This is a genomic window from Variovorax sp. SG517 (genome assembly GCF_013376045.1).
Classification (GTDB): domain Bacteria; phylum Pseudomonadota; class Gammaproteobacteria; order Burkholderiales; family Burkholderiaceae_C; genus Variovorax.
In genome coordinates, this window is sequence record NZ_JABMJG010000014.1 from 20,147 (window position 1) to 43,777 (window position 23,631).

Consider the following 23,631-nt stretch of genomic DNA (forward strand, 5'->3'; position numbering starts at 1 on the left):
GGCTTCAGGGAAGGTCCTTGTTCGGCTCGGGCTCGGAGGCGTCGCGCGGGCCGACGCGGCCCAGGCGCTCCTTCAGCGACTGCGGCCGCCCGCTGATGATGGCGGCGTAGTTGGTGGTATTGGCCAGCACTTTCTTCACGTAGTCGCGCGTCTCGTTGAAGGGCACGTTCTCGGCCCAGATGGCGGCGTCGAGCACCGGCCCGTTGCGCCAGCTGCGCGGGCGGCCGGGGCCGGCGTTGTAGGCGGCGGCGGCCAGCGCCATGGAACCGTCGAAGTCGTCGAGCGCGAGCTTCAGGTAGTTGGTGCCGATGGTGATGTTGGTCTCGCGGTCGTTGATCTGGCTGGGCGAGAAGTCGCTCAGGCCGATCTTGCGGGCCGTCCAGCGCGCGGTGGCGGGCATGACCTGCATCAGGCCCGAGGCGCCGACGCCGGAGCGCGCGTCCATGATGAAGCGGCTTTCCTGGCGGATCAGGCCGTAGACGTAGGCCGGGTCGAGGCCGATGTCCTGGCTCTTGCGCAGCACCGTGTCGTGGAAGGGCATGGGGAAGCGCTGCTCCACGTCGACCACGCCCTTGGTGCGCTCGCTGGTGTTGATGCAGCGGTCCCACACCTCGCGCTGGCAGGCGAAGTCGGCCGCGGCCAGCAGCGCGCGGTCGTCCATGCCGCCCTTGTCGTGCAGGTTGGTGGCGTAGTTCCACTCGCGCGTGCCCTCGGGGCGCAGGCCGATGGCGATGGCGTAGAGGCCGCGCGCCAGAGAGGGGTTGCTGCGCGCGGCGGCTTTCTCCTCGGGCGTGAGAGGGGCGGGGCGCGTGGGCACCACGGTGCGCTGGCCCAGTTCCTCCAGCGCCAGCATTTCGTAGAAGCCGCGCGAGCCGGCGATGCTCTGGTAGAGCTCGCGGGCCTGGGCGCGGCGGTCGTCGCCGCCCGCGCTGGCCAGCGCGCGGGCCTTCCAGTAGACCCAGGTCGGGTCGAGCTGGGCGGTCTCGCTCATCGCGTTGATGGCAGGCACCACCTCTTTCCACTGGCCGGCGCGCAGCGCGGCGCGCACGCGCCAGGCGAGCATGTCGTCGGACAGGTCGCCGTTCTTGGTGACGTTGGCGAAGTAGCTGCCGGCCTGCGGCCACAGCTTGATGGCGGCGGCGCGGCCGATGGTGCCCCAGAGCCAGTTGCGCTCCTCGGCCGAGAGCATCGGGCCCCACTTGCTGTCGAGCTGCGAGGCGGCCTGCTCGGGGTCGGCGATGGCGACCTTGATGAGCGCGAGCACCACCAGCTCCTTGCGCGACTTGGCGGCCACGAAGGCGCGGCCGGTCAGGAACTTGGCCGAGCTCGCGTTGAGCTCCTCGAAGAGCGGCAGCGCGTCGGGCGCGGCGATGGTGACGGCGGCGCGCGCGGCCTGCGGGCGGTTGGCCTCCATGGCCAGGCGAGCCTTCTTCCAGACGTCGTTGGTCGACAGCAGGCGGGCGGCGACCATGCGGTCGGCGGCGGTGAGGCAGCCGTCGTCCAGGTCCTTCTGGGCGAACCAGTTGCGGCGCACCTCGTCGGCCTGCGCCTGCGTGGCGGTGCCGCTGCGCAGCGCGTCGACCAGGATCGCGTAGCAGCGCACCTGCGCGTCGTCGCCCATGCGGTAGCCGTCGAGCGAGGCGGAGAAGTTGTCCCAGTCGCGGCGCTGGCCGGTCAGCAGCAGCCAGTCGTTGCGCAGGCGGTCTTCCTGGTAGGTGCCGGGGTAGCGGGCGTAGAAGTCCTGCACTTCATTCGGGGCGGCTTCCTGCAGGCGGGCCTTGAGTTCCCAGTAGGCGGCCCAGGGTTCGAGCGCATGGCCGCGGGCCTGAGGCAGCAATGCCGTCAGCCGGGCCTTGTCGCCGCGCTGGAAAGCCTGCTTCATCTGGATCAGGACGTCGTCGTTGGTGTTGCTCTGGGCCGCGGCGGGCTGCTGCGAGAGCAGTGCGGCGAAGGCGATAACCGCGGAAAAAACCAGCGCGGGGACCGCATTGCGCGGATGGCAGCGCTTGGATGCCAAAATGCTTGGGAACTGCATCGGGGGATTATGGACAAGTCAAAGGGTGCCGACACCTCGGCAACGGCGAGTTTTCTTAAGGAACAGTTGAGGAAAGCCCTCATCGAGCAACGTCTGGCGATGCCCGACCGGCTGACACGCGCCGACCTGCTGCAGCGCGTGATGCGGATCTGGCTCGTGGGCCGGCCCGACACGGTGATCGGCGCCTACTGGCCGATCAAGGGCGAGTTCGATCCGCTGCCCGCACTGCACCGCTGGAAGGAGGACGGCGAGCTCATGGAAGAGCCGCAGCGCCGCCGCATCGGACTGCCGGTGATCGACAAAGTTCACAAGACCCTGACCTTCCACGCCTGGTATCCGGGCTGCCAGATGGAGGAAGACGCCTACGGCATTCCCAAGCCCAAGGACACCGAGCTGATCGTGCCCACGCTGCTCTTCGTGCCCTGCGTGGGCTACAGCGCCGGCGGCTACCGGCTGGGCTACGGCGGCGGCTTCTACGACCGCACGCTGGCGGCGCTGGAGCCCCGGCCGTTCACGGTGGGGCTGGGCTTCACCAACGGCTTCGTCGCGGACTTCGTGCCCGAGGCGCACGACCTGCCGCTGGACGCCATCCTCAACGACAACGGCGTCGTCTGGCCCGTGGCCTGACTCTCCCCCAGGCTTCGCGCGCTTCGTGTCGCGCACTGGGCTCTCCCCCAGTCTTCGCGCACTTCGTGTCGCTTCGCCAACCCCCTTCCGGGGGCAACACCAGCGGCCCGGCGGAGCCGGTTCCGCGGTGTTCCTGGAAGAAGCTGCCAGGCTGTTCTTTCTCTTGAACCTCAGTCGATGTCGTCGACGGTGTCCGGGTCGGGCACTTCGCCGATGGTCTCGCGCGTGGTCACGGCCTGCAACTGCAGCCAGTCGCAGAAGGCCCTGATCTCCGGGCGCTGCATGCTGCGCGGGCCGGCGATCATCCAGTAGGACATCGGCGAATCCATGCGGTGCTGCGGCAGCACCTCGACGAGGTCGCCGTTGGCCAGGCTCTCGGCGATCAGCGAGCTGCGCGCCAGGGTCACGCCCTGACCGGTGAGGGCGGCCTGCACCATCTGGTAGGCGTAGTTGAAATACAGCCAGCGCTTGGGCTGTGCGCGCTCCAGCCCGTTCACCTCGAACCAGCGGCGCCAGGTCAGCCATTCGAGGTGCGTGCGGTGGGCGTCGCCGGCCTCGATCAGCGTGAACCGGGTCATGTCCTCCGGCGTCTTGATCGGCGGGCTGCTCTTCAGCAGCCAGGGGCTGGCCACGGGCGTGAGCGTTTCGCCGAACAGGCGCACGGCGCCGGAGGGCATGGAATCGCGCGGGCCGTAGCGCAGGGCGATGTCCACGTCGGCCACGTCGAGGTCGACCGCCACGTCGCTGGCGTCGATGCGGATGTCGATCTCGGGGTTGTCCCGCTGGAAGGCCTCCAGCCGCGGGATCAGCCACATCGAGGCGAAGGAGGCGAAAGTGGTCAGCGACACGCTCTGGCGCCCCGCGCTCTGGCGGATCTGGCGCACGGCCGTGTCGATGCGCGGCAGCGACTGCTGCACCGCCAGCAGCAGCAGGGCCCCGGCGCTGGTGAGCTCCACCGCGCGCGTATGACGCAGGAACAGGGCCACGCCCACTTCTTCTTCCAGCGACTGGATCTGCCGGCTCACCGCCGACTGGGTCAGTGCCATTTCCTCCGCCGCCGCCCGGAAGTTCAGGTGGCGGGCCACCGCCTCGAAGGCGCGCAGGTGCCCCGCGGAGATCGGGCGGGAGCGCAGATGGGTCTGGGAATGTTGCATGGGTATGAATCGAGGGCGGTTCGCGGCCGGTCAATTGATGCGAAACCAGCATCAGTAGGCTACCTCGTTTTCATTGGACCGCCAACGCCGTAGAAACGATCATTCATTCCCGAACTGCGCCATTGCCTCTTTCTGTCAAGCGCGTCGGCACAGCCCCAAGGAGTTACACCATGTCCACCGCCGTCTGCACCACCGAATCGCTCTCGTCCCTCACCGTCCCGGCTCGCGCCGCCACCGTTCCGCCGGCCGTGCGCCGCGGTGCGTGGCAGATCGCTCCCGGCGAGGCGATGAGCCTGAAGGCGCGGGCGGCCAGCATCCTGCGCGTCAGGCAGGGCCGCGTGTGGATCACGCCGGACGCCACGCTCGCTAACCCCAGCGAAGACCTGGTGCTCGCACCCGGCGAGTCGCTGATGGTGGCCGCAGGCCAGCGCATCGTGATGGAGGCGTGGGATGGCTATGGCGCCACCTACAGCTGGGACAACGCCTGATCGTTCCAGTCTCCAGGTGCTTGAAAAGGCGGCTTCGGCCGCCTTTTCCTTTTTTGGGGCCGCTCAGCCGTTGATGTCGAAGCTGGGTACCAGCGCCAGGAAGTGCCTCAGCGCCGCTTCCCCGGTCAGCGCATGCACGCCCGCCATCAGGTCGGGACCCTCGCATTCCGCCAGCCCCATGCCGAAGCCGCTGTAGCGGCGAACTTCCAGAGGGGCCCGGTGGACCACCCTGACGTCCACATGGCGCGGATCCTTCTCGATCCGCTCCATCAGCGCACTGACGGCGTCGGCCGGGCCTTCCAGGTGCTGGCAGAAACGCATTCCGTCGAACACCAGGAGGCCCGTGATGCCGTGCAGCGCGTTCTGGGTACGGGCCCGGGAGACGATCTGTCCCACGGTCTGCGGGGGCAGGCTGTGCGAGAGCATGCTGCAGTAGAAGATTTCGTGAAGTGGGAGCGTTGCTTCGTCGGTCATGCGTTCGGAGTCGGAGGGGCGCGCCGAGTGTAGGTGGGCGGGGAAGGCCTCGAAATGTCAAAAGACACAGGCCGGCCGCCTATAGTGCGGTGTGAAATTCGAGGACTACCCAGCTGCCGCGGCCCCGCCCGTCGGCGCGAATCCGTGCGACCGGTGCGCGCTGCGCCGCCTCGACGCCTTCCTGCCGTGCTCGCAGGAGGAGCTGAAGACCATCCAGTCCTTCCGCGTGGGCGCCCGCCACGTGGAGGCCGGCGGCTCGATCATCGAGGAGCACCGGCGCAGCCCGCAGCTGTTCACCCTCTACGCGGGGTGGGCATTCCGCTACAAGACGCTGAGCGACGGCCGGCGGCAGATCCTGAGCTTCCTGGTGGCCGGCGATTTCCTCGGCCTGCAGGACGAGTTCGCCGACGGCCAGACCCACGGCGTCGAGGCGGTCACCGACGTCACGCTGTGCGCCTTCTCGCGCGACCGGCTGTGGGAGCTGTTCCATGCGCAGCCCAAGCTCGGCTACGACATCACCTGGCTGGCCGCGCGCGAGGAGAAGATGGTGGACGACAACCTCGTCACCACCGGCCGGCGCAATGCCGGCGAGCGGGTGGCGATGCTGCTGATGCACCTGTACCGCCGGGCGCAGCGCGTAGGCATGGAGCGCGACGGCTGGGTCGAGTTTCCGTTCAGCCAGCAGCACATCGCCGACGCGCTGGGGCTTTCGCTGGTGCACACCAACAAGACGCTGCGGCGGCTGCAGCGCCTGGGGCTGTACAAGATCGACGCCGGCTGGCTGCGCATCATGGAGCCGCATGCGCTCGAAGCGCTGGGCGACTACTTCGAGCGGCCGATGCGGCCGACACCGCTGTTCTGAGCTCCGCCTGCCGGAGCCGGCGTCTTCAGCGCGCCGCCACCAGCTGGCGCAGGTCGTCCTGGTAGGCCTGCAGCCGGCGCACCGCCTGCGCGCGCTGGCTGGCACTGGTGCCGTTGTGCATGGCCGCGGTGTTGCGGCAGCCTTCCTGCAGCAGGGCCTGCTGATGGTCGCGCCAGGGCCCGGGCGGCGGCTCGGCGATGCGCTGGATGTAGTCGTGCAGCGCGGCGCGCGCCTCGGCGGGCGAAGGCTTGCCGGCGGCGAAGCCGCGCAGCAGCCTGAGCGCTTCCTGCTGGCGCTTGCGGCGCTCGGCGTCCGCGAGCTTCGGGTCGAACACCGACTGCGCGACCTGCTGCTTCAGCAGCTCGCGCTGCTCGGCGCTCAGGCGGCCGTAGAAGTCCTCGGTGCGCTCGAGGAACTGGTCGTAGCGCTTTTCCTGCACCTGGGCCGGCGTGCGGTCGAGCCAGTCCTTGCGGTATTCGGCGTTGTTCTTGGCGTATTTGCGCTCCAGCTGCTGCAGCTGCGCCTCGGTCAGGCTCAGGGCCAGTTCGGCGCCCGCGGGCTCGGCGCGCTCGGTCACGGCCAGCAGGCGCTCGCGGATGCGGTCGGCCATGGCGCAGACCTGCTCCGGCGTGACCTCGCCCGGTGCCATGGCCTGGGCCTCCTTCAGCAGCGAGGCCAGGCGCGGCAGCTCGTTCTGCCGGTGCCAGGCCAGCAGCTGGTCGAGCTCGTCACGCACCTTCGGGGTCTGGGTGCCGTCGAAGTCGAGGTAGCCGTCGAGCCACCAGTAGCTCACCGTCGGCAGGTTGTTGTAGGCCAGCTGGATCGCGCTGCAGGCACCCAGGGCGGCCGCCACGAGCAGCGCGCCGATAATTCGAGCCCATGCCGAGCAAGTCGCGCAACGAATCCTGGAAAAGAAACGCATGAATCAGCCTCCGCAACAGAACAACGACCACGGACCGATCGACGTCGTCATCATGGCCGCCGGCAAGGGTACCCGCATGAAGAGCCGTCTGCCCAAGGTGCTGCACCGGCTGGGCGGCCGCGCTCTGCTGGCGCACGTGGCGGGCACGGCCGCGCGCATCGGGGCGCGCGACGTGGTGGTGGTCACGGGCCACGGCGCGGACCAGGTCGAGGCGGCCATGGCCGGCGGCGTCGGCAATGCCGCGGTGCGCTTCGCGCGCCAGGAGCCCCAGCTGGGCACCGGCCACGCGGTGCAGCAGGCCGCGCCGCTGCTGGCGGACGACGGCACGGTGGTCGTGCTCTCCGGCGACGTGCCGCTCATCGGCGAGGAAACCCTGCGCGCGCTCGTCGCCGCCAGCGCCGGCCGCAAGCTGGCGCTGCTGACCATCGAGTTCGACGACCCCACGGGCTACGGCCGGGTCATCCGCGCAGCCGGCAGTGGTGACGTGCAGGCAGTGGTCGAGCACAAGGACGCCACCGAGGCCCAGCGCGCGGTGCGCGAGATCTACAGCGGCGTGATGGCCGTGCCCGCGCGCGTGCTCAAGGGCTGGCTCGGCCGGCTGGACAACCGCAACGCCCAGGGCGAGTACTACCTGACCGACGTGGTGAAGCTGGCGGCCGCCGACGGCGTGCCCGTGGTCGCGCACATCACCACCGACGCGCTCCAGGTGGCCGGCATCAACAGCCCCGCCCAGCTCGCGGCGCTGGAGCGCGCATGGCAGCTGCGCCAGGCGAATGCGCTGATGGAGCAGGGCGTGCGCCTGGCCGACCCGGCGCGCTTCGACCTGCGCGGCACGCTCGAATGCGCGGGCGACGTGGAGATCGACGTCAACTGCGTGTTCGAAGGCGCGGTGTCGCTGGGCGAGGGCGTGCGCATCGGCGCGAACTGCGTGATCGCCAACGCGCGCATCGAGGCCGGCGCGGTGATCCATCCCTTCACCCACATCGAGGGCGAGAAGGCCGGCGTCACCGTCGGCGCGGGCTCGCTGATCGGCCCCTTCGCGCGGCTGCGGCCGGGCGCGCAGCTGGGCGCCGAGGTGCACATCGGCAATTTCGTGGAAGTGAAGAACTCCACGCTGGCCGCCGGCGCCAAGGCCAACCACCTGGCCTACCTGGGCGATGCCACCGTGGGCGAGCGCGTGAACTACGGCGCGGGCAGCATCACCGCCAACTACGACGGCGCCAACAAGCACCGCACCGTGATCGGCGACGACGTGCACGTGGGCAGCAACTGCGTGCTGGTGGCGCCCATCACCATCGGCGCGGGCGGCACCATCGGGGGCGGCTCGACCATCAACAAGTCGACCGAGCCGGGCGCGCTGACCGTGGCGCGCAGCAAGGCGGTGAGCTTCCCCAACTGGAAGCGTCCCCAGAAGAAGCCGAAGGCCTGACGACGGCCTTCAGGCCCCCGATGCCAGCGGCATCCGGGGCTCGAACTTCGCGCGCTTCAGGCTGAAGAAGGCCTTGACGTTGCGCACGTTCGCGTCGGCCGTGAACAGGCGCTGCGTGAGCGCGCCGTAGTCCGGCATGTCGCGCGCCGCCACCACCAGCACGAAGTCGGGGCCGGGCGACACGCGCCAGCACTGCTGCACCGCGTCGTCGGCGATCACGCGCGCCTCGAAGGCGTCGAGCGAGGCGGCGTCCTGGCGGTCGAGCGAGATCTCGATGACCGCCTGCAGGCCGTGGCCCAGCACCGTGGCGAGCCGCTCGGGCGACAGCAGCGCGATCTGGCGCTCGATCAGGCCGATCTCGCGCAGGCGCTGCACGCGTCGCAGGCAGGTGGGCGGGGAGATGCCTACGTCGGCCGCCAGGCGCTGGTTGGTCTGGGAGGCGTCGCGCTGCAGGGCGTCTAGCAGGCGCAGGTCGGTTGAATCGAGCGAGATTGATTCCATATTCGAAGGAATTATGGAATAAAACTCCAATTAACAGAAATGAAGAAATAAAAGTCCGAAATCAATGAAACTTCGAATGCATATTTCTTCTTTGCCTTCCTACCATCGAGTCTCTTCTCCATTCAAAGGCAGCTCACCATGTGCGGCATCGTCGGGGCAGCGTCCCATCGCAACATCGTTCCGGTCCTCGTGCAGGGCCTCCAGCGGCTCGAGTACCGCGGCTATGACTCCTGCGGCGTCGCGGTGCATGCCGGCGGCCTGACGCGGGCGCGCACCACCTCGCGCGTGGCCGACCTCGTGGCGCAGGTGCGCGACGACAAGGTCGAGGGCCTCACCGGCATCGCCCACACGCGCTGGGCCACGCACGGCGCGCCGGCGGTGCACAACGCGCATCCGCACTTCAGCCATGGCCCCGGCGCCGACGCGCAGGCCGCGCGGCCGGGCCGCATCGCGCTGGTGCACAACGGCATCATCGAGAACCACGAGACGCTGCGCGCCGCGCTCGAAGCCAAGGGCTATGCGTTCGAGAGCCAGACCGACACCGAGGTCATCGCCCACCTCGTCGACAGCCTCTACGACGGCGACCTGTTCGAGGCGGTGAAGGCGGCCGTGCTGCAGCTGCACGGCGCCTACGCCATCGCCGTGATCTGCCGCGACGAGCCGCAGCGCGTGGTCGGCGCGCGCGCGGGTTCGCCGCTGATCCTGGGCGCGGGCAAGGACGGCGCCGAGAACTTCCTTGCCAGCGACGCGATGGCCCTGGCCGGCGTGACCGACCAGATCGTCTACCTGGAAGAGGGCGACGTGGTCGACCTGCAGCCCGGCAAGTACTGGGTCGTCGACAAGAACCACAAGCCGGTCACCCGCCAGGTGCGCACCGTGCTCGCCCACAGCGGCGCGGCCGAACTCGGCCCGTACCGCCACTACATGCAGAAGGAAATCTTCGAGCAGCCGCGCGCCATCGGCGACACGCTCGAGGGCGTGGAGGGCATCGTGCCCGAGCTGTTCGACGGCATCGGCCAGGACGGCGCCACCGGAGCGAGCGCGCACCGCGTGTTCCAGGACATCGACAAGATCCTCATCCTCGCCTGCGGCACCAGCTACTACAGCGGCTGCACCGCCAAGTACTGGCTGGAAGGCATCGCGAAGATTTCCACGCAGGTCGAGATCGCGAGCGAATACCGCTACCGCGAATCGGTGCCCGACCCGAAGACGCTGGTCGTCACCATCAGCCAGTCGGGCGAAACCGCCGACACGCTGGCCGCGCTCAAGCACGCTCGCTCGCTGGGCATGGAGCAGACGCTGACCATCTGCAACGTCGCCACCAGCGCGATGGTGCGCGAGTGCAAGCTGGCGTACATCACGCGCGCCGGCGTGGAAATCGGCGTGGCCTCGACCAAGGCCTTCACCACGCAGCTCGCGGGTCTGTTCCTGCTCACGCTGGCCATCGCGCAGGCCAAGGGCCGGCTGAGCGAGGCCGAGGAGGCGCGCTACCTGAAGGAGATGCGCCACCTGCCGGTCGCGCTGCAGTCGGTGCTCGCGCTGGAGCCGCAGATCATCGGCTGGGCCGAAGACTTCGCGCGCAAGGACAACGCGCTCTTCCTCGGCCGCGGGCTGCACTACCCGATCGCGCTGGAAGGCGCGCTCAAGCTCAAGGAAGTGACCTACATCCACGCCGAGGCCTACGCCGCCGGCGAACTCAAGCACGGCCCGCTCGCGCTGGTCACCAGCGAGATGCCCGTGGTGGCCGTGGCCCCCAACGACGCGCTGCTCGAAAAGCTCAAGAGCAACCTGCAGGAAGTGCGCGCCCGCGGCGGCGTGCTCTACGTGCTGGCCGACGGCGACACGAAGATCAGGAGCGGCGAAGGCCTGCACGTGATCCGCATGCCTGAGCACTACGGCGCGCTCTCGCCGATCCTGCACGTGGTGCCGCTGCAGCTGCTGGCGTATCACACGGCGTGTGCGCGCGGTACCGATGTGGACAAGCCGCGAAATCTGGCGAAGAGCGTGACGGTGGAGTGATGCGGCGGGCAGCTTGGCTGCCGTGCCTAAGAAAAATATAGTCAGTCGAGAAGAATAAGGACTGTCGAAGAATAGGAAGCCAAAGTCTGTCGGGTGCTCCAATGGAGGATACGGCGCATGAGGCCGAAGGCTTCATTTGTTTGACATGGCAAGTTGCATCAGCTGCACATGTCGTTGCCAGTGAGCTCGGCCCTCGGTGAGCAGGCAACTGGTCGTTCACTGCTTGTCGGGATGCATCCAGACCCGCTATAGTTTGGACGCGGCTATGGGGGCCCTTCCTTCTAAAACCTGTCAACCTAGGGTCCCCGCTTTCCGCTCGTCGCCTGCCTCCGGCAGGCGATCCTGTTTCAGGGAGGAGGAGCATGAACGAAATCTACTTGCGCCGGCGCATGCGACTGCATGTGCGCTCGGGTGAGGGGGGCGTCACCCCCGAGCAACTTGCCTCGATGCTCAAGGAGATTGAGCCGCTGGGGTTTGTGCTGGCCGACGAGGTGGTCTCGCGGTTGTCTTCCCTGCCGTTCGAGGATGCTGCCCGTACGCTGCGTGGCGTGATGCAGGACATGCGCAAGCTTGTGGGTGCACATCGCCAGCACGAGCCTTTGCACCCCGGCTTCCCGAGCCAGGTGATGGCGCTGTCGGAAGCGCAGCTGTACCTGAATGCGCTCAGCCACTATGTGAGCCTGCGCCGCATGCCCAACACGGACGAGAAGCGTCCACCGCTGCTTCACAAGCGATACCCGCGCATTGTGGAGTTGGGTTCTGTAGAGGACTTCGAGACGATCTGCACGAAGCTGGCGGGCTCGGCGGTGTCCCTGTCCGAGCAAGACCGGGCCGACCTCATCTGGTTCGTGCGTCAGTATCGGGCTGACATTTTTCGATTGTTGCCCGCGAAGTTCCCGTTCAAGGAGAACCTGGCGTTACTGGGGTCACAGCTGGTCATCCATGTGGGGACCGACGAGCGCACACACCGTTTCGTCAAGGACAACTTCCGCACCGCGACCGATGTGCTGCGCCTGGCCGTGGCTCTCTCGGGAGGCGATGTGTCGCTGGCTGCCTCCACGCGCTTCGTCTCTTTCTCGCGCCACCAGCGCAGGATGCTGCTGGCATTGCTCGAGGACTGCGGTGGCTTGATCGAGGACATGCATCGAAGGATTGAGCCGTTTAAACGACTGGGCGAGCGGCTGCACCCCGGCGAACAGGCCGAACGCTATCCCAAGGCTGCTGCGGCGTTCGGCGTTGTCCGCAACGGCCTGCCAGTCGCAAGCTTCAATAGCCGCGTTGAACAGGCATTGGCCGCGGGGGATATCCGAGGCGCGGCGCAGGTACTGGAAGACCGACCTGGGGAATATGCGCGTCGGCTCGATGCATTGCTGCGAAAGAGCGAAGAGCCCCAAGCGCTTCTGCAGCGCTTCGCCGAGTTGGCCCCGCGGGTGTCGACGACGGTCTTGCTGCAGGTCCTGGCGCATTTCCAAGCTCGGGCAGACGAAGGTCGGCTGCGCGTGTTCTTTCCGAAGGGCGATGTTGCGAAGGTCTTTGCACTGGAGGACCGCCGCGCCGCGATCGACCTGGATACCGCGCAACGGGTGGTGCACGGTTGCAAGCAGGCGCTGTTGGCAAGGTTTGCTCAACTGCCTCCCCTGGGCCGCTGTCATGTCGATCCGGCGCTGGCGAGTTATGTGGTGCCGATGTCGCAGCGTGCTGCATCCAAGACGTTGCGGACCTTCGCGCGGGGCAGCCGAATCCCGATGCCGGATGGCGGGTTCGTGCGTCTCTTCCTATGGTGGATGAATGGCCGTTCGCGGGTCGACATCGACCTCTCCGTGGTGTTCTACGGCGATGACTACCGCTACGTGGACACCATCGCTTTCTACAACCTGCGTGGCTGGGGCGCACACCACAGTGGCGACATCGTCGACGCGCCGAAGGGGGCCGCCGAGTTCATCGATCTGGACGTGCAGTTGCTGCGCTCCAGAGGCGTGCGTTTCGTGATGATGTGTATCAACAGCTACTCGGGTCAGGCCTACTGCGATCTGCCGGAGTGCTTTGCGGGCTGGATGTCTCGCAAGAACCTCAATTCGGGCGAGCCCTTCGAAGCCCGCACGGTGGTGGACCGTGTCGATCTTGCCTCCGACACCCGGATCAGCCTGCCTCTTGTGCTGGACCTGGAGCGTCGTGAAGTGCTATGGGCAGACTTCGCGCTGCGGGACCACCCGCGCTTCTCCAACAGCGTGGCGGGCAACCTGGCGGGCGTCTCGCTGATGCTGCGCGCTTTGCACGAGATGGTGAAACCCGACTTGCACACGCTGATGTCCTTGCACGCCCTTGCCCGCGGTACGTTGGTGGATACGCCGGCGGAGGCGGAGACGAGATTCGGAGTGGGTCGTGGGTGCACTGTTACGCCATTGGATGGTGACGAAATCCGTTCCAACTATCTGAAGTAGAGACGTTGTAGTCGGCCAGATAGTGATCCTTCGCTATCGCGGCGCTCGGTCTCTGCTGGGGCGCAAGCGGGTTCAAGGAATTCTGGTCAAGTCAGATGTTTCAGGGTCGCCAGTAGGATTTTATTTGGCGGCTCAGGAGCAGGCTTGCGGGCGCAATCCAATCTGACGATGGCCACGCACTCGCGTCGTGGCTTCACTTGCGGTCGGCGCAGCGCTAACTCCCGGAGGCGATGTCACGGCGCCGCTATGTTTGCCCGCCTCAAGGCCAGACTTTCGATGAAGCCGTCCGATCCCCCGCTGCAGCCCTGTCCTTGCCGCCACCGAATCCACTGCTGAGCGCGACCGAGCGCGCGATTGCCGCGGCCTGGGGTGACGACTCCGTCTATAAGGATGATGGCGAGCCCGCGCATGTCGCCAGGCTGATACCAGCTGCCGCAGCAGCTGGTATCAGCTTGGGCTTGCGCCGCTCTTCCCAAGGGCGGCTTGACCGTGACAGGGGTCTTCTGCCATCACAGACCCAAGGTCAAATGGACGCCCGCATCTCCGATGACCCAGAAGTTGTACGGTCCGGAACTGGCCGACTTGGTGTTGGTCGTCGAATCTCCGAATGCGTCTGCTAGAAAGGCTCGCTTCTGCCCGCGAGCAGGTTGGTCATCTTGTGAATGACGAAGGCCTCCACCATGTGCACGCCCCGGTAGGACAGGGTTTCGTGGCGGTCATTCGTGTTGCTGTCCGAGCGATAGAAGTTGCCGCGCAGCTGATTGGCCCGCTCGGCCATCCGGTCGTTGTTCGTGATGCGCCACCTGACCTTGTAGGCGTTCGCGAGCGGCATGCCGGAACTGCTGACCGCCTCGAACCGGATGGCGCCGCCGCGCGCGACAGGGCTCTTGGCTCTTGGCTGGTTGAACCAGCGATATGGTGGTGAGAGTCAGCGAGTACACCGATTCATTCGTCGGCGAGTCAAGATCACACACGGCTTTCGGCTGCCTCATCAATTCGGGGGATGTTTTCCCTGGTCTGCTGCCGCAAGATGAAGCGCGGCCTTCGGATCCTTTTGGGCATGAAGGATCTCGTTCATCCGGAGAAGCAGATCAGGAGGGATTCATGGCAAACAGGCTTTTCATGCGCTTGGTACGGTGCGGTCGCTTCATCGCATTGCGGGGCTTCCCCGTTCTGGTGGCACTTGCGCTGGCGGCCTGCGCGACCGCGCCGGCTCCGCTGATCGTTCCCGCGGGAATCCCCCGGATCGAGGACGCGAAGAAAGGGCATCCGGTAAAGGTCGCGGTGTTCTATGGAACGAATCGCACCCCGGTCGCAAGGCCCGTCTACTTCGACGACAACGAGGCAACGCAAGTCCAGTATGGGTATACCCTGGTCAGCCTGCCGTGGATCCATGAAAAGGGTGAGGTCGAAACGCCGACCGTCTTCGACCGGGACAAAAGCAACCCGGACAAGTTCATGCTTCTCCTCGACGCGGTGCCCTTGAGGCCCGAGGAGTTCATCGTGCAGGTGAATCGATCCTTCGGCGCCGCTCCCCGAAAGAACATCGGCTTCGTATTCGTGCACGGCTTCAATGTCCCTTTCCGCGATGCCGCGCTGCGAACGGCGCAACTCGCCGTGGACATGCAACTGCCCGTGGTGCCGGCCTTTTTCAGTTGGCCCTCGAATGGCGAGTCGCCCGTCGAGGGAACCGCCAACTATTTGCGGGACTTCACCAAGGCCATCAGCTCCATTCCCGCGCTCGAGGAGTTTCTCGTCCAGTTCGGAGAGAAGACCCGCGCCGATGAAATCTTCGTCCTTGCGCACAGCATGGGCTCCTGGACGACGACCCATGCACTGATGTCTCTCGCCTTGAATCGCCCGAAGCTGACGGCAAAAGTGAAGCTGGTTACGCTGGCGGCTCCCGACATCGATGCCAGGGTGTTCACGGTGCAGATCGCGCCAGCGATGGTCAAGGCCGGCTACGCTGTGAACCTCTATGCATCGGACAACGACAAGGCGCTGAACGCTTCCAGGATCGTCTGGGGGAGGGCTCGCGCGGGCATTGCGGGCACGGCGCTGGCACTCTCGCCCGGCATCGAGACCGTCGATGCGAGCGACATTAGCACCGACGTTCTCGGGCATTCGAAGTACGGCGATTCACCCGTCCTGCTGAGGGACATGGCTCTCTTCTACAGCGGTATGCGCGCGAGCCAGAGGCCTGGATTGACCATGAAGCGCCTTGGCGAGCAGAACTATTGGCAGATCCAGACTCCGCCGCGCTGAGGGCTCCCTTCAGGCGGCACGCTCCGCGATGGGCTCCCCCGACGCGCCCGCGCTGCTCACATTGGGTGAATAGCTCTTCGCTATTCACCCAATGAACCCAATTTGGTTGATGGATGGGCCCGGCCTACCTAGACTGAGCCCGCTCCACCCCCGAGCACCCGACAACCAAAGGAGAACCCCTTGTCCGATGAAGCCAAATGCCCGTTCCCGGGCCATGCAACCACCGGCACCGCTCGTCGCGCCGCGACGAACACCGACTGGTGGCCCAACCAGCTCAACCTGAAGCTGCTGCACCAGCACTCCGCCAAGTCCAATCCCATGGGCGAGGCTTTCGACTACGCCAAGGAGTTCAAGACCCTCGACCTCGACGCCGTCGTCCAGGACCTCCGCGCGCTGATGACCGATTCGCAGGACTGGTGGCCCGCCGACTACGGCCACTACGGGCCGCTGTTCATCCGCATGGCCTGGCACTCGGCCGGCACGTATCGCACCTTCGACGGCCGCGGTGGCGGCGGTGCGGGCGCGCAGCGCTTCGCGCCGCTGAACAGCTGGCCCGACAACGGCAACCTCGACAAGGCGCGCCGCCTGCTGTGGCCGATCAAGCAGAAGTACGGCCGCAAGCTCTCGTGGGCCGACCTGATGATCCTCACCGGCAACGTCGCGCTGGAGTCCATGGGCTTCAAGACCTTCGGCTTCGCCGGCGGCCGCCCCGACATCTGGGAGCCGGAAGACGACGTCAACTGGGGCGCCGAGAACAAGTGGCTGGGCGACGAGCGCTACAGCGGCGAGCGCGATCTCGCCAACCCGCTCGCGGCCGTGCAGATGGGCCTGATCTACGTGAACCCCGAGGGCCCGAACGGCAACCCCGATCCGCTGAAGTCGGCCCGCGACATCCGCGAGACCTTCACCCGCATGGCGATGAACGACGAGGAAACCGTGGCGCTCACCGCCGGCGGCCACACCTTCGGCAAGGCCCACGGCGCGGGTGATCCGGCCAAGGTCGGCGTCGAGCCGGAAGGTGCCGACATCGAGGAGCTGGGCCTGGGCTGGAAGAACAGCTTCGAAAGCGGCATCGGCGTGCACGCCACCACCAGCGGCATCGAAGGTGCCTGGACGCCGACGCCCACCAAGTGGGACAACAGCTACTTCGAGACGCTCTTCGGCTACGAATGGGAGCTCACGAAGAGCCCGGCCGGCGCGCACCAGTGGAAGCCCAAGGGCGACACCGGCGCGAACACCGTGCCCGATGCGCACGATCCGTCGCGCCGCCACGCCCCCATGATGACCACGGCCGACATGGCCATGCGCGTGGACCCGGCCTACGAGAAGATCTCGCGCCGCTACATGGCCAACCCGCAGGAGTTCGCCGACGCCTTCGCGCGCGCTTGGTTCAAGCTCACGCACCGCGACATGGGCCCGCGCGCCCGCTACCTTGGCAAGCTGGTGCCTAAGGAAGAGCTGATCTGGCAGGACCCGATCCCCGCCATCGACCACCCGCTGGTCGACGACAAGGACACCGCGGCGCTTAAGGCCAAGGTGCTGGCCTCGGGCCTGGGCATCGGCGAACTGGTGCGCACCGCCTGGGCCTCGGCCTCGACCTTCCGCGGCAGCGACAAGCGCGGCGGCGCCAACGGCGCGCGCATCCGTCTCGCGCCGCAGAAGGACTGGGAAGTGAACCAGCCGGCCGAGCTGTCGAAGGTGCTGTCGGTGCTCGAAGGCATCCAGAAGGAGTTCAACGCGGCGCAGGCAGGCGGCAAGAAGAAGATCTCGCTGGCCGACCTGATCGTGCTGGCGGGCAACGCGGCCGTCGAGGCGGCCGCGAAGAAGGCCGGGCAGGACGTGACCGTGCCCTTCTCGCCGGGCCGCATGGACGCTTCGCAGGCGCAGACCGACGTCGAATCCTTCGGCGTGCTGGAGCCGACGGCCGACGGGTTCCGCAACTACCTGCGCAAGGGCACCAACCCCGCGGCCACCGCCGACCTGCTGCTCGACAAGGCGCAGCTGCTGCGCCTGGGCGCGCCGGAGATGACGGTGCTGGTCGGCGGCCTGCGCGTGCTGGGCGCGAACTTCGGGCAGTCGCCGAACGGTGTCTTCACCAAGCGGCCGGAGACGCTGAGCAACGACTTCTTCGTGAACCTGCTCGACATGCGCACCGCCTGGAAGAAGTCGGCCGCGGACGCCAACGTGCTCGAAGGACGCGACCGCACGAGCGGCGAGGTGAAGTGGACGGCCACCACCGCCGACCTGGTGTTCGGCTCCAACTCGCAGCTGCGCGCGCTCTCCGAGGTCTATGGCTCCAGCGATGCGCAGCAGGTGTTCGTGCGCGACTTCGTGGCCGCCTGGGCCAAGGTGATGGACCTCGATCGCTTCGACCTCAGGTGATCGACCGCGAACGGGAGGCCGGCTCCAGCCGGTCTCCCGCCGCGTGCACCAGCAGTGAATGAACGAAGCCCCGGTCCGAAGCAGGCCGGGGCTCTTCAGCAAAAGAATGACAGCAGGAGACAACCATGCTCGTCGTGAAAAAGGACAAGGCACCTGCGACGCCATCCTCGGAGTTCTTCCAGGCCGGGCAATGGCTCCGTCTGCTCGAGCAGCTGGACATCATCCTGGCGACCGTGCAGGGCGACGACGCCAATCCCATACTCCGCCGCTTCGGCCCGCGCCGGCGCAACGCCATCGTTCGCCGCCTGATGCTCGAGCGCAGCCGCCTGGTCAAGGAGATGGAGGCCTTCGGCCAGGTGGCGCTGCTGGACTTCGCGAGGAACAACGGCCCCGTGGCCGGCGCCTCGCCTACGCGCCGGCACCTGGACGTCGAGTTCAAGCTGCTCGGCGAGGCATTCGACCAGTGCTCCAGGGATCTTTCTCCCGACACGCAGGCCTCGCTGCGAAAGTGGCTGCTCGCGCGCTCGCACATGCACAAGGAGCACGCCCGGTTTCTGCAGACCTACTGACGGATCGACCGGCGCAGCGAGAAGGCTGGTACCGTCGGCCTCGACACCAGCAGGAGCCTTGCATGAAACCCCAGCCCATCGAATACGCGGATGCTTCAGCGGAAGTGCGCGCGGTCTTCGACGACATCAAGACCACGCGCAACGTGCCCGACGTCAACAACTTCTGGAAGTACCTCGCCAACGACCCCGCCACCCTCAGGCGCACCTGGAGCAGCCTGAAGGAAGTGATGGCGCCCGGCGCGCTCGACCCGGTGGTGAAGGAGATGGTCTACCTCGCCGTGAGCGTGACCAACGGCTGCGGCTACTGCACCGCGAGCCATCACGCCGGCGCCGAGAAGGCCGGCATGACGCCCGCGATGTTCGCCGAGCTCATGGCCGTGGTCGGCATGGCCAACGAGACCAACCGGCTCGTCAATGGTTACCGCGTGCCGATCGATCCCGCGTTCGACAAATAGCAGGGCTGGGCAGGCGCCCTCAGCCGATCGTCATCAGGCTCGCGTTGCCGCCCGCCGCCGCGGTGTTGGTGCTGATTGCGCGCTCCACCACCAGGCTTTCGAGCGGAATGCGCGCCTCGCCCGGCGCGAAGCCGCGCACGCCGACGATCGGGCCCGGCCGCGCGGCGATGCGCCGCAGCACTTCGCGAAGCCCCTGTGCATCGCCGTGATGCAGCGCGGCGTCGAACGCCACCGTGTCCGAAGACCAGTCGCTTGCAATCGCCACGCATTGCTGCACCTCAGCGGGCAGCGATGCACGCAGGCTCTGCGCTGCGGCATCGGCGGGCCAGATCGCGCTGCTGCCCGCCGCGAGCACGGCCGTAAGCTGGGTCAGCCGGTCGGCTTCCGCATCGGCCAGGCACAGCACGGCCTCGCGCGGCTCCAGCCTGTAGACGTTGCGCTCGCCGGTCGGTCCGGCGAGCGTGCGCGAACTGCCCGAGCGCGACTGCGCCGCGAACAGCACGCACTGCGCCGACAGCGCGGCCCGGCCGGTGGCATCGGCCCAGCGGGCCAGTGCCGACAGCGCGGGTTGCACAGCAGGTGCACCACCTGAAACCGCGCGCGCCATCGCGTCGTCCGGCCGTGCCGCCAGCATGCGCAGCATGTACAGCGGCCCGCCCGCCTTCGGCCCCGTGCCCGACAGGCCCTCGCCGCCGAAGGGCTGCACGCCCACCACCGCGCCCACGATGTTGCGGTTCACGTAGACGTTGCCGGCCTTCGCGTTCTCCACGACCTGCGCGATGGTCTCGTCGATGCGCGTGTGCACGCCCAGCGTCAGCCCGTAGCCGGTGCCGTTGATCTGCCCGACCAGCGCACCGAGGTCGCGGCGGCGAAAGCGCACGAGGTGCAGCACCGGGCCGAACACTTCGCGCTGCAGCTCGGAGATGCTGTCGAGCTCGATCAGCGTGGGCATCACGAAGGTGCCGTGCCGCGTGTCGTCGCCATGCTCGCGGGCCTGGCGGAACACCGCATGGCCGCTAGAGCGCATCGCCTCGACGTGGCGTTCGATGCCGTCGCGCGCCTCTGCGTCGATCACCGGGCCCACGTCCACCGCGAGGCGGGCCGGGTTGCCGATGGCGGCCTCGGCCATCGCGCCCTTGAGCATCGCGACCACGCGGTCGGCCGCCTCTTCCTGCACGCACAGCACGCGCAGCGCGGAGCAGCGCTGGCCGGCGCTGTCGAAGGCGGAGGCCATCACGTCGGCCACCACCTGCTCCACCAGCGCCGAGGAGTCGACGATCATCGCGTTCTGCCCGCCGGTCTCGGCGATGAGCGGCACCGGCGCGCCGTGCGCACCGAGGCGCTGCGACAGCGTCTTCTGCAGGATGCGCGCGACCTCGGTGGAGCCGGTGAACATCACGCCCTGCACGCGCGCATCGGCCACCAGCGCCGCGCCCACCGTCTCGCCGCGCCCGGGCAGCAGCTGCACCGCCGCGCGGGGAATGCCGGCCTCCCACAGCACGCGCACCGCTTCGGCCGCGACCAGCGGCGTCTGCTCGGCCGGCTTGGCCAGCACCGGGTTGCCGGCAGCCAGCGCAGCCGCCACCTGGCCGGTGAAGATCGCCAGCGGAAAGTTCCACGGGCTGATGCAGGCCATCGGGCCGAGCGCGCGGTGCGTGTCGTTGGAGAAATCGCTGCGCGCCTGCGCCGCGTAGTAGCGCAGGAAGTCCACCGCCTCGCGCACTTCCGCGATGGCGTTGGCGTAGGTCTTTCCGGCCTCGCGCGTGAGCAGGCCGAGCAGGCGCGGCATGCCCTGTTCGAGGCTGTCTGCGGCGCGTTCGAGCAGCGCTGCGCGTTCGGCGGGTGGCGTGGCGGCCCATGTCGGCGCAAAGGCGTGGGCCTGCGCGATGGCCGATTCGACATCGGCGAGCGTGGCTTCGCGCACGCGGCCGACGATGTCGCGATGGTCGGCAGGGTTCGGCACCTCGGCCGCTTCGCCATCGGCGGGCGCGGCTTCGGCGAGCATCGGCGCGGCGTGCCATCGCTCGCCCGCGCTCTCGCGCAACGCATGGCCCAGCGCGCGCAGACTGTCGTCGCTCGCGAGGTCGAGGCCGCGCGAGTTGGCGCGCTGCGTTCCGTAGAGCGCCGCCGGCAGCGGAATGGCCGGATGCGGCAGGCCGGCAGTGCCTTCCTGCGCCGCCATGCGCTCCGCCGTGGCGACCGGGTCTTCCACCAGCACGTCGAGCGAGATGGTCGGGTCGGCGATGCGGTTCACGAAGGAGGTGTTGGCGCCGTTCTCCAGCAGCCGTCGCACCAGGTAGGCCAGCAGCGTCTCGTGCGTGCCCACCGGCGCATAGATGCGGCAGGGCCGCGCGAGCGGGCCCACCACCTGCTCGTAGAGCGGCTCGCCCATGCCGTGCAGGCACTGGAACTCGTACTGCCCCGGCTCGTAGCGCGACGGATCCGCCATCGTGTAGATGGCGGCCAACGTGTGGGCGTTGTGCGTGGCGAACTGCGGGTAAACCGCCTCGGGCGCATCGAGCAGCTTGCGTGCGCAGGCGAGGTACGACACGTCGGTGTAGGCCTTGCGCGTGTAGACCGGATAGCCGTCGAGCCCGTCGAGCTGCGCGCGCTTGATCTCGCTGTCCCAGTAGGCGCCCTTCACCAGTCGCACCATCAGCCGGTGGCCGCTGCGGCGCGCGAGGTCGATCACGAAGTCGATCACGAAGGGGCAGCGCTTCTGGTAGGCCTGCACCACGAAGCCGATGCCGTTCCAGCCCGCGAGCTGGGGCTCGAAGCACAGGCGCTCCAGCAGGTCGAGCGAGAGCTCCAGCCGGTCGGCTTCCTCCGCGTCGATGTTCAGGCCGATGTCGTACTGCCGCGCCAGCAGCGCGAGTTCGCGCAGCACCGGATACAGCTCGGCCATCACGCGCGAATGCTGCGCGCGGCTGTAGCGCGGGTGCAGCGCCGAGAGCTTGATCGAGATGCCCGGCCCCTCGTACACGCCGCGCCGCGCCGACGCCTTGCCGATCGCGTGGATCGCGTCTTCGTACGCGGTGCGGTAGCGCTTCGCGTCTTCCATGGTCAGCGCCGCTTCGCCGAGCATGTCGTACGAATAGCGAAAGCCCTGCGCCTCCAGCTCGCGCGCGTTGGCGAGCGCCTGCGCGATGGTCTCGCCGGTGACGAACTGCTCGCCCATCATCCGCATCGCCATGTCCACGCCCTTGCGGATCAGCGGCTCGCCGCCCTTGCCGATGAGGCGCGTGAGCACCGTCGACAGGCTGCTCTCGCTGTGCGTGGCCACCAGCTTGCCGGTGAGCAGCAGGCCCCAGGTCGCGGCGTTGACGAACACCGAGGGGCTGCGGCCCGCGTGCGCCTGCCACTGGCCGTGCGCGATCTTGTCGCGGATCAGCGCGTCGCGCGTGCCCGCATCGGGGATGCGCAGCAGCGCCTCGGCCAGGCACATCAGCGCCACGCCTTCCTGCGACGACAGCGCGTATTCCTGCAGCAGCCCCTGCACGAGGCCGGCGCGCCCGCTCGCGCTCTTGCGCTCGCGCAGCTGCCGCGCGATGCGGTGGGCGAGTTCCTGTGCTTCTGCCGCCTGGTCGCCGGACAGCCGTGCCTGCGCGAGCAGCGGCGGCAGGGCTTGCGGTTCAGGCGTGCGGCATGCCGCGGTGATGCGCTCGCGCAGCGGCGCCGGGTCGGAGGGCAGTCCGTCGGCGAAGGCCGCGAAGGAGGAGGGCAGGGGGTCGGGGTTCATGGTGCTTCGTGGTGGGATTTGTTGGATGATCCGCGCCTCGAAGCCGAATTTGTGTTCGAAGAGTGGCGTTCCGGTAGAGTAAATCTCCGGTAAACCAGCGCAACGGTCAGGTTGGTGCGAAGGGGCGGGCAGAGAATCCGCGTTCCGTCGATTCCGGGAGTGACACGAACATGCCCAGCAGCCGCAGATGGTTCCTTTCCTTGGCCCTCGCCGCTTCGTTCACCGCGCCATGGCAGGCGCGCGCGGCGACGGCCGCAGCCTCCGCCTGCCAGGACTCTGCCGCGGCGGAGTGCTTCCGCAGCTTCACGCCGCCGGGGGCCGGAGGCGCGCTTCACTATTACTCGTCGCTCGATCCCGATGCGCCGGCAGCCGGGCCGACCCGGGCGCTCATCGCCATGCACGGCCACTCGCGCGATGCCGACAGGACCTTCGAAGCTGCACTGCGCACCCTACGCAACGCCGATGCGCTCGGCGACACGCTGGTGGTCGCGCCGCTCTTCCAGGTCGCGGCCGACAAGGCGGTGGCCGGCCGCTGCAACACAGCGGGCGTGCCAGTCGCTCAGCCCGGCGACCTGCTGTGGACCTGCGGCTCGTGGCTCGAAGGCGTGCGCTCGGCATCGGGCAACCGCATCGGCTCCTTCGCGGTCATGGATGCACTCGTCGACGAACTCGTGCAGCGCTGGCCCAGCCTGCGCACCATCACCGTCGCCGGCTTCTCGGCAGGCGGGCAGTTCGTGCAGCGCTACGTCGCCTTCACGCAGCACGACGGCAAGCCGGCGATGCGCTACGTGGTCGCCGACCCGAGCACCTGGCTCTACTTCGACCCGGTGCGGCCGCAGTTCTCGGCCGACGGTGCCTCGGTGACCGGCTTCGCCGCACCCGACGCGGCGGCATGCCCGCAGATGAACCGCTGGAAGTACGGCACCGACGACCTGCCCGCCCACCTGGGCCGCACCGCTGAACAGGCGCGCCGGCAGTACGCACAGGCCGACATCAGCTATCTCGAAGGCGCGCTCGACAGCAGCGACGCCAGGGGCACCGCGTACCGCGTGCTCGACAAGTCGTGCGCCGCGCTCGCGCAGGGCTCGTTCCGCATGCAGCGCGGCCTGGCCTATGCGGCGTACGACCGCAAGCTGCTCGCGCCAGACAAGCGCCGCGAGGTCGTGGTGGTGCCGGGCTGCGCGCACGACGTGGCCTGCGTCTTCCCCTCCGAGGCCGCGCGCGCCGCGCTGGTCGGCCCGCCGCGCTGACGGCAGGAACCTGCCAGCG

General features: G+C 68.0%; 17 protein-coding genes and 1 pseudogene. 11 read left to right on the plus strand and 7 right to left on the minus strand.

Annotated features, from left to right (window positions below):
* Positions 1-4 precede the first annotated feature (4 nt).
* Positions 5-2,035, minus strand: a complete 2,031-nt coding sequence (locus tag FHT32_RS31630; RefSeq protein WP_176668507.1) for a lytic transglycosylase domain-containing protein — start codon at positions 2,033-2,035, stop codon at positions 5-7.
* Positions 2,036-2,044: 9 nt separating this feature from the next.
* Between FHT32_RS31630 and FHT32_RS31635 the strand changes: the two genes are divergently transcribed.
* Complete coding sequence (locus FHT32_RS31635; protein ID WP_176668508.1) at positions 2,045-2,662, plus strand: 5-formyltetrahydrofolate cyclo-ligase; 618 nt, start codon at positions 2,045-2,047, stop codon at positions 2,660-2,662.
* Positions 2,663-2,832: 170 nt separating this feature from the next.
* On the opposite strand, the gene FHT32_RS31640 is transcribed toward FHT32_RS31635, so the two are convergent.
* Positions 2,833-3,816, minus strand: a complete 984-nt coding sequence (locus tag FHT32_RS31640) for a LysR substrate-binding domain-containing protein (RefSeq protein ID WP_176668509.1) — start codon at positions 3,814-3,816, stop codon at positions 2,833-2,835.
* A 170-nt stretch (positions 3,817-3,986) separates the two neighbouring features.
* Here FHT32_RS31640 and FHT32_RS31645 point away from each other — a divergent pair, with 170 nt between their 5' ends.
* Positions 3,987-4,304 (plus strand): DUF2917 domain-containing protein, encoded by a 318-nt coding sequence (locus FHT32_RS31645; RefSeq protein ID WP_176668510.1) that lies wholly within the window; start codon positions 3,987-3,989, stop codon positions 4,302-4,304.
* Positions 4,305-4,367: 63 nt separating this feature from the next.
* Here the strand turns inward: FHT32_RS31645 and FHT32_RS31650 are convergent, their stop codons facing one another.
* Positions 4,368-4,778, minus strand: coding sequence for a BLUF domain-containing protein (locus tag FHT32_RS31650; RefSeq protein WP_176668511.1), 411 nt, complete (start codon positions 4,776-4,778; stop codon positions 4,368-4,370).
* Between the two features lie 91 nt (positions 4,779-4,869).
* Here FHT32_RS31650 and FHT32_RS31655 point away from each other — a divergent pair, with 91 nt between their 5' ends.
* Complete coding sequence (locus FHT32_RS31655) at positions 4,870-5,640, plus strand: Crp/Fnr family transcriptional regulator (protein ID WP_176668512.1); 771 nt, start codon at positions 4,870-4,872, stop codon at positions 5,638-5,640.
* 25 nt (positions 5,641-5,665) lie between these two features.
* On the opposite strand, the gene FHT32_RS31660 is transcribed toward FHT32_RS31655, so the two are convergent.
* Positions 5,666-6,562, minus strand: coding sequence for a DUF6279 family lipoprotein (locus FHT32_RS31660; protein ID WP_176668513.1), 897 nt, complete (start codon positions 6,560-6,562; stop codon positions 5,666-5,668).
* Here FHT32_RS31660 and glmU point away from each other — a divergent pair.
* Positions 6,561-7,991, plus strand: coding sequence for a bifunctional UDP-N-acetylglucosamine diphosphorylase/glucosamine-1-phosphate N-acetyltransferase GlmU (glmU, locus tag FHT32_RS31665; RefSeq protein ID WP_176668514.1), 1,431 nt, complete (start codon positions 6,561-6,563; stop codon positions 7,989-7,991). The genes FHT32_RS31660 and glmU overlap by 2 nt on opposite strands.
* Positions 7,992-8,000: 9 nt before the next feature.
* On the opposite strand, the gene FHT32_RS31670 is transcribed toward glmU, so the two are convergent.
* On the minus strand, positions 8,001-8,492 hold the full coding sequence (locus FHT32_RS31670) for an Lrp/AsnC family transcriptional regulator (RefSeq protein ID WP_176668515.1): 492 nt from the start codon (positions 8,490-8,492) through the stop codon (positions 8,001-8,003).
* Positions 8,493-8,630: 138 nt separating this feature from the next.
* Between FHT32_RS31670 and glmS the strand changes: the two genes are divergently transcribed.
* Entirely contained in the window at positions 8,631-10,511 is a 1,881-nt protein-coding gene (glmS, locus tag FHT32_RS31675; RefSeq protein ID WP_176668516.1) for a glutamine--fructose-6-phosphate transaminase (isomerizing), read from the plus strand.
* A gap of 362 nt (positions 10,512-10,873) precedes the next feature.
* Positions 10,874-12,952: a TerD family protein gene (locus FHT32_RS31680; protein WP_176668517.1), complete on the plus strand. Its 2,079-nt coding sequence runs from the start codon at positions 10,874-10,876 to the stop codon at positions 12,950-12,952.
* Between the two features lie 616 nt (positions 12,953-13,568).
* On the opposite strand, the pseudogene FHT32_RS31685 reads toward FHT32_RS31680, so the two are convergent.
* Positions 13,569-13,835 (minus strand): annotated as a pseudogene (locus tag FHT32_RS31685) (hypothetical protein); the annotation flags it as partial.
* Between the two features lie 221 nt (positions 13,836-14,056).
* Here FHT32_RS31685 and FHT32_RS31690 point away from each other — a divergent pair.
* From FHT32_RS31690 to FHT32_RS31705, 4 genes are all read left to right on the plus strand, one after another.
* A complete protein-coding gene (locus tag FHT32_RS31690; RefSeq protein WP_176668518.1) occupies positions 14,057-15,217 on the plus strand; it encodes an alpha/beta hydrolase in 1,161 nt (386 codons plus the stop codon).
* 180 nt (positions 15,218-15,397) lie between these two features.
* The gene (katG, locus tag FHT32_RS31695; protein ID WP_176668519.1) at positions 15,398-17,599 is read left to right on the plus strand and encodes a catalase/peroxidase HPI; all 2,202 of its coding nucleotides are present in this window, start codon (positions 15,398-15,400) and stop codon (positions 17,597-17,599) included.
* Positions 17,600-17,724: 125 nt separating this feature from the next.
* Complete coding sequence (locus FHT32_RS31700) at positions 17,725-18,168, plus strand: hypothetical protein (protein WP_176668520.1); 444 nt, start codon at positions 17,725-17,727, stop codon at positions 18,166-18,168.
* Between the two features lie 62 nt (positions 18,169-18,230).
* Positions 18,231-18,623 (plus strand): carboxymuconolactone decarboxylase family protein, encoded by a 393-nt coding sequence (locus tag FHT32_RS31705; protein WP_176668521.1) that lies wholly within the window; start codon positions 18,231-18,233, stop codon positions 18,621-18,623.
* A gap of 19 nt (positions 18,624-18,642) precedes the next feature.
* Here the strand turns inward: FHT32_RS31705 and putA are convergent, their stop codons facing one another.
* Positions 18,643-22,362, minus strand: coding sequence for a trifunctional transcriptional regulator/proline dehydrogenase/L-glutamate gamma-semialdehyde dehydrogenase (putA, locus tag FHT32_RS31710; RefSeq protein WP_176668522.1), 3,720 nt, complete (start codon positions 22,360-22,362; stop codon positions 18,643-18,645).
* A gap of 170 nt (positions 22,363-22,532) precedes the next feature.
* Between putA and FHT32_RS31715 the strand changes: the two genes are divergently transcribed.
* On the plus strand, positions 22,533-23,612 hold the full coding sequence (locus tag FHT32_RS31715) for a hypothetical protein (RefSeq protein WP_176668523.1): 1,080 nt from the start codon (positions 22,533-22,535) through the stop codon (positions 23,610-23,612).
* The last annotated feature ends 19 nt before the right edge of the window (positions 23,613-23,631 follow it).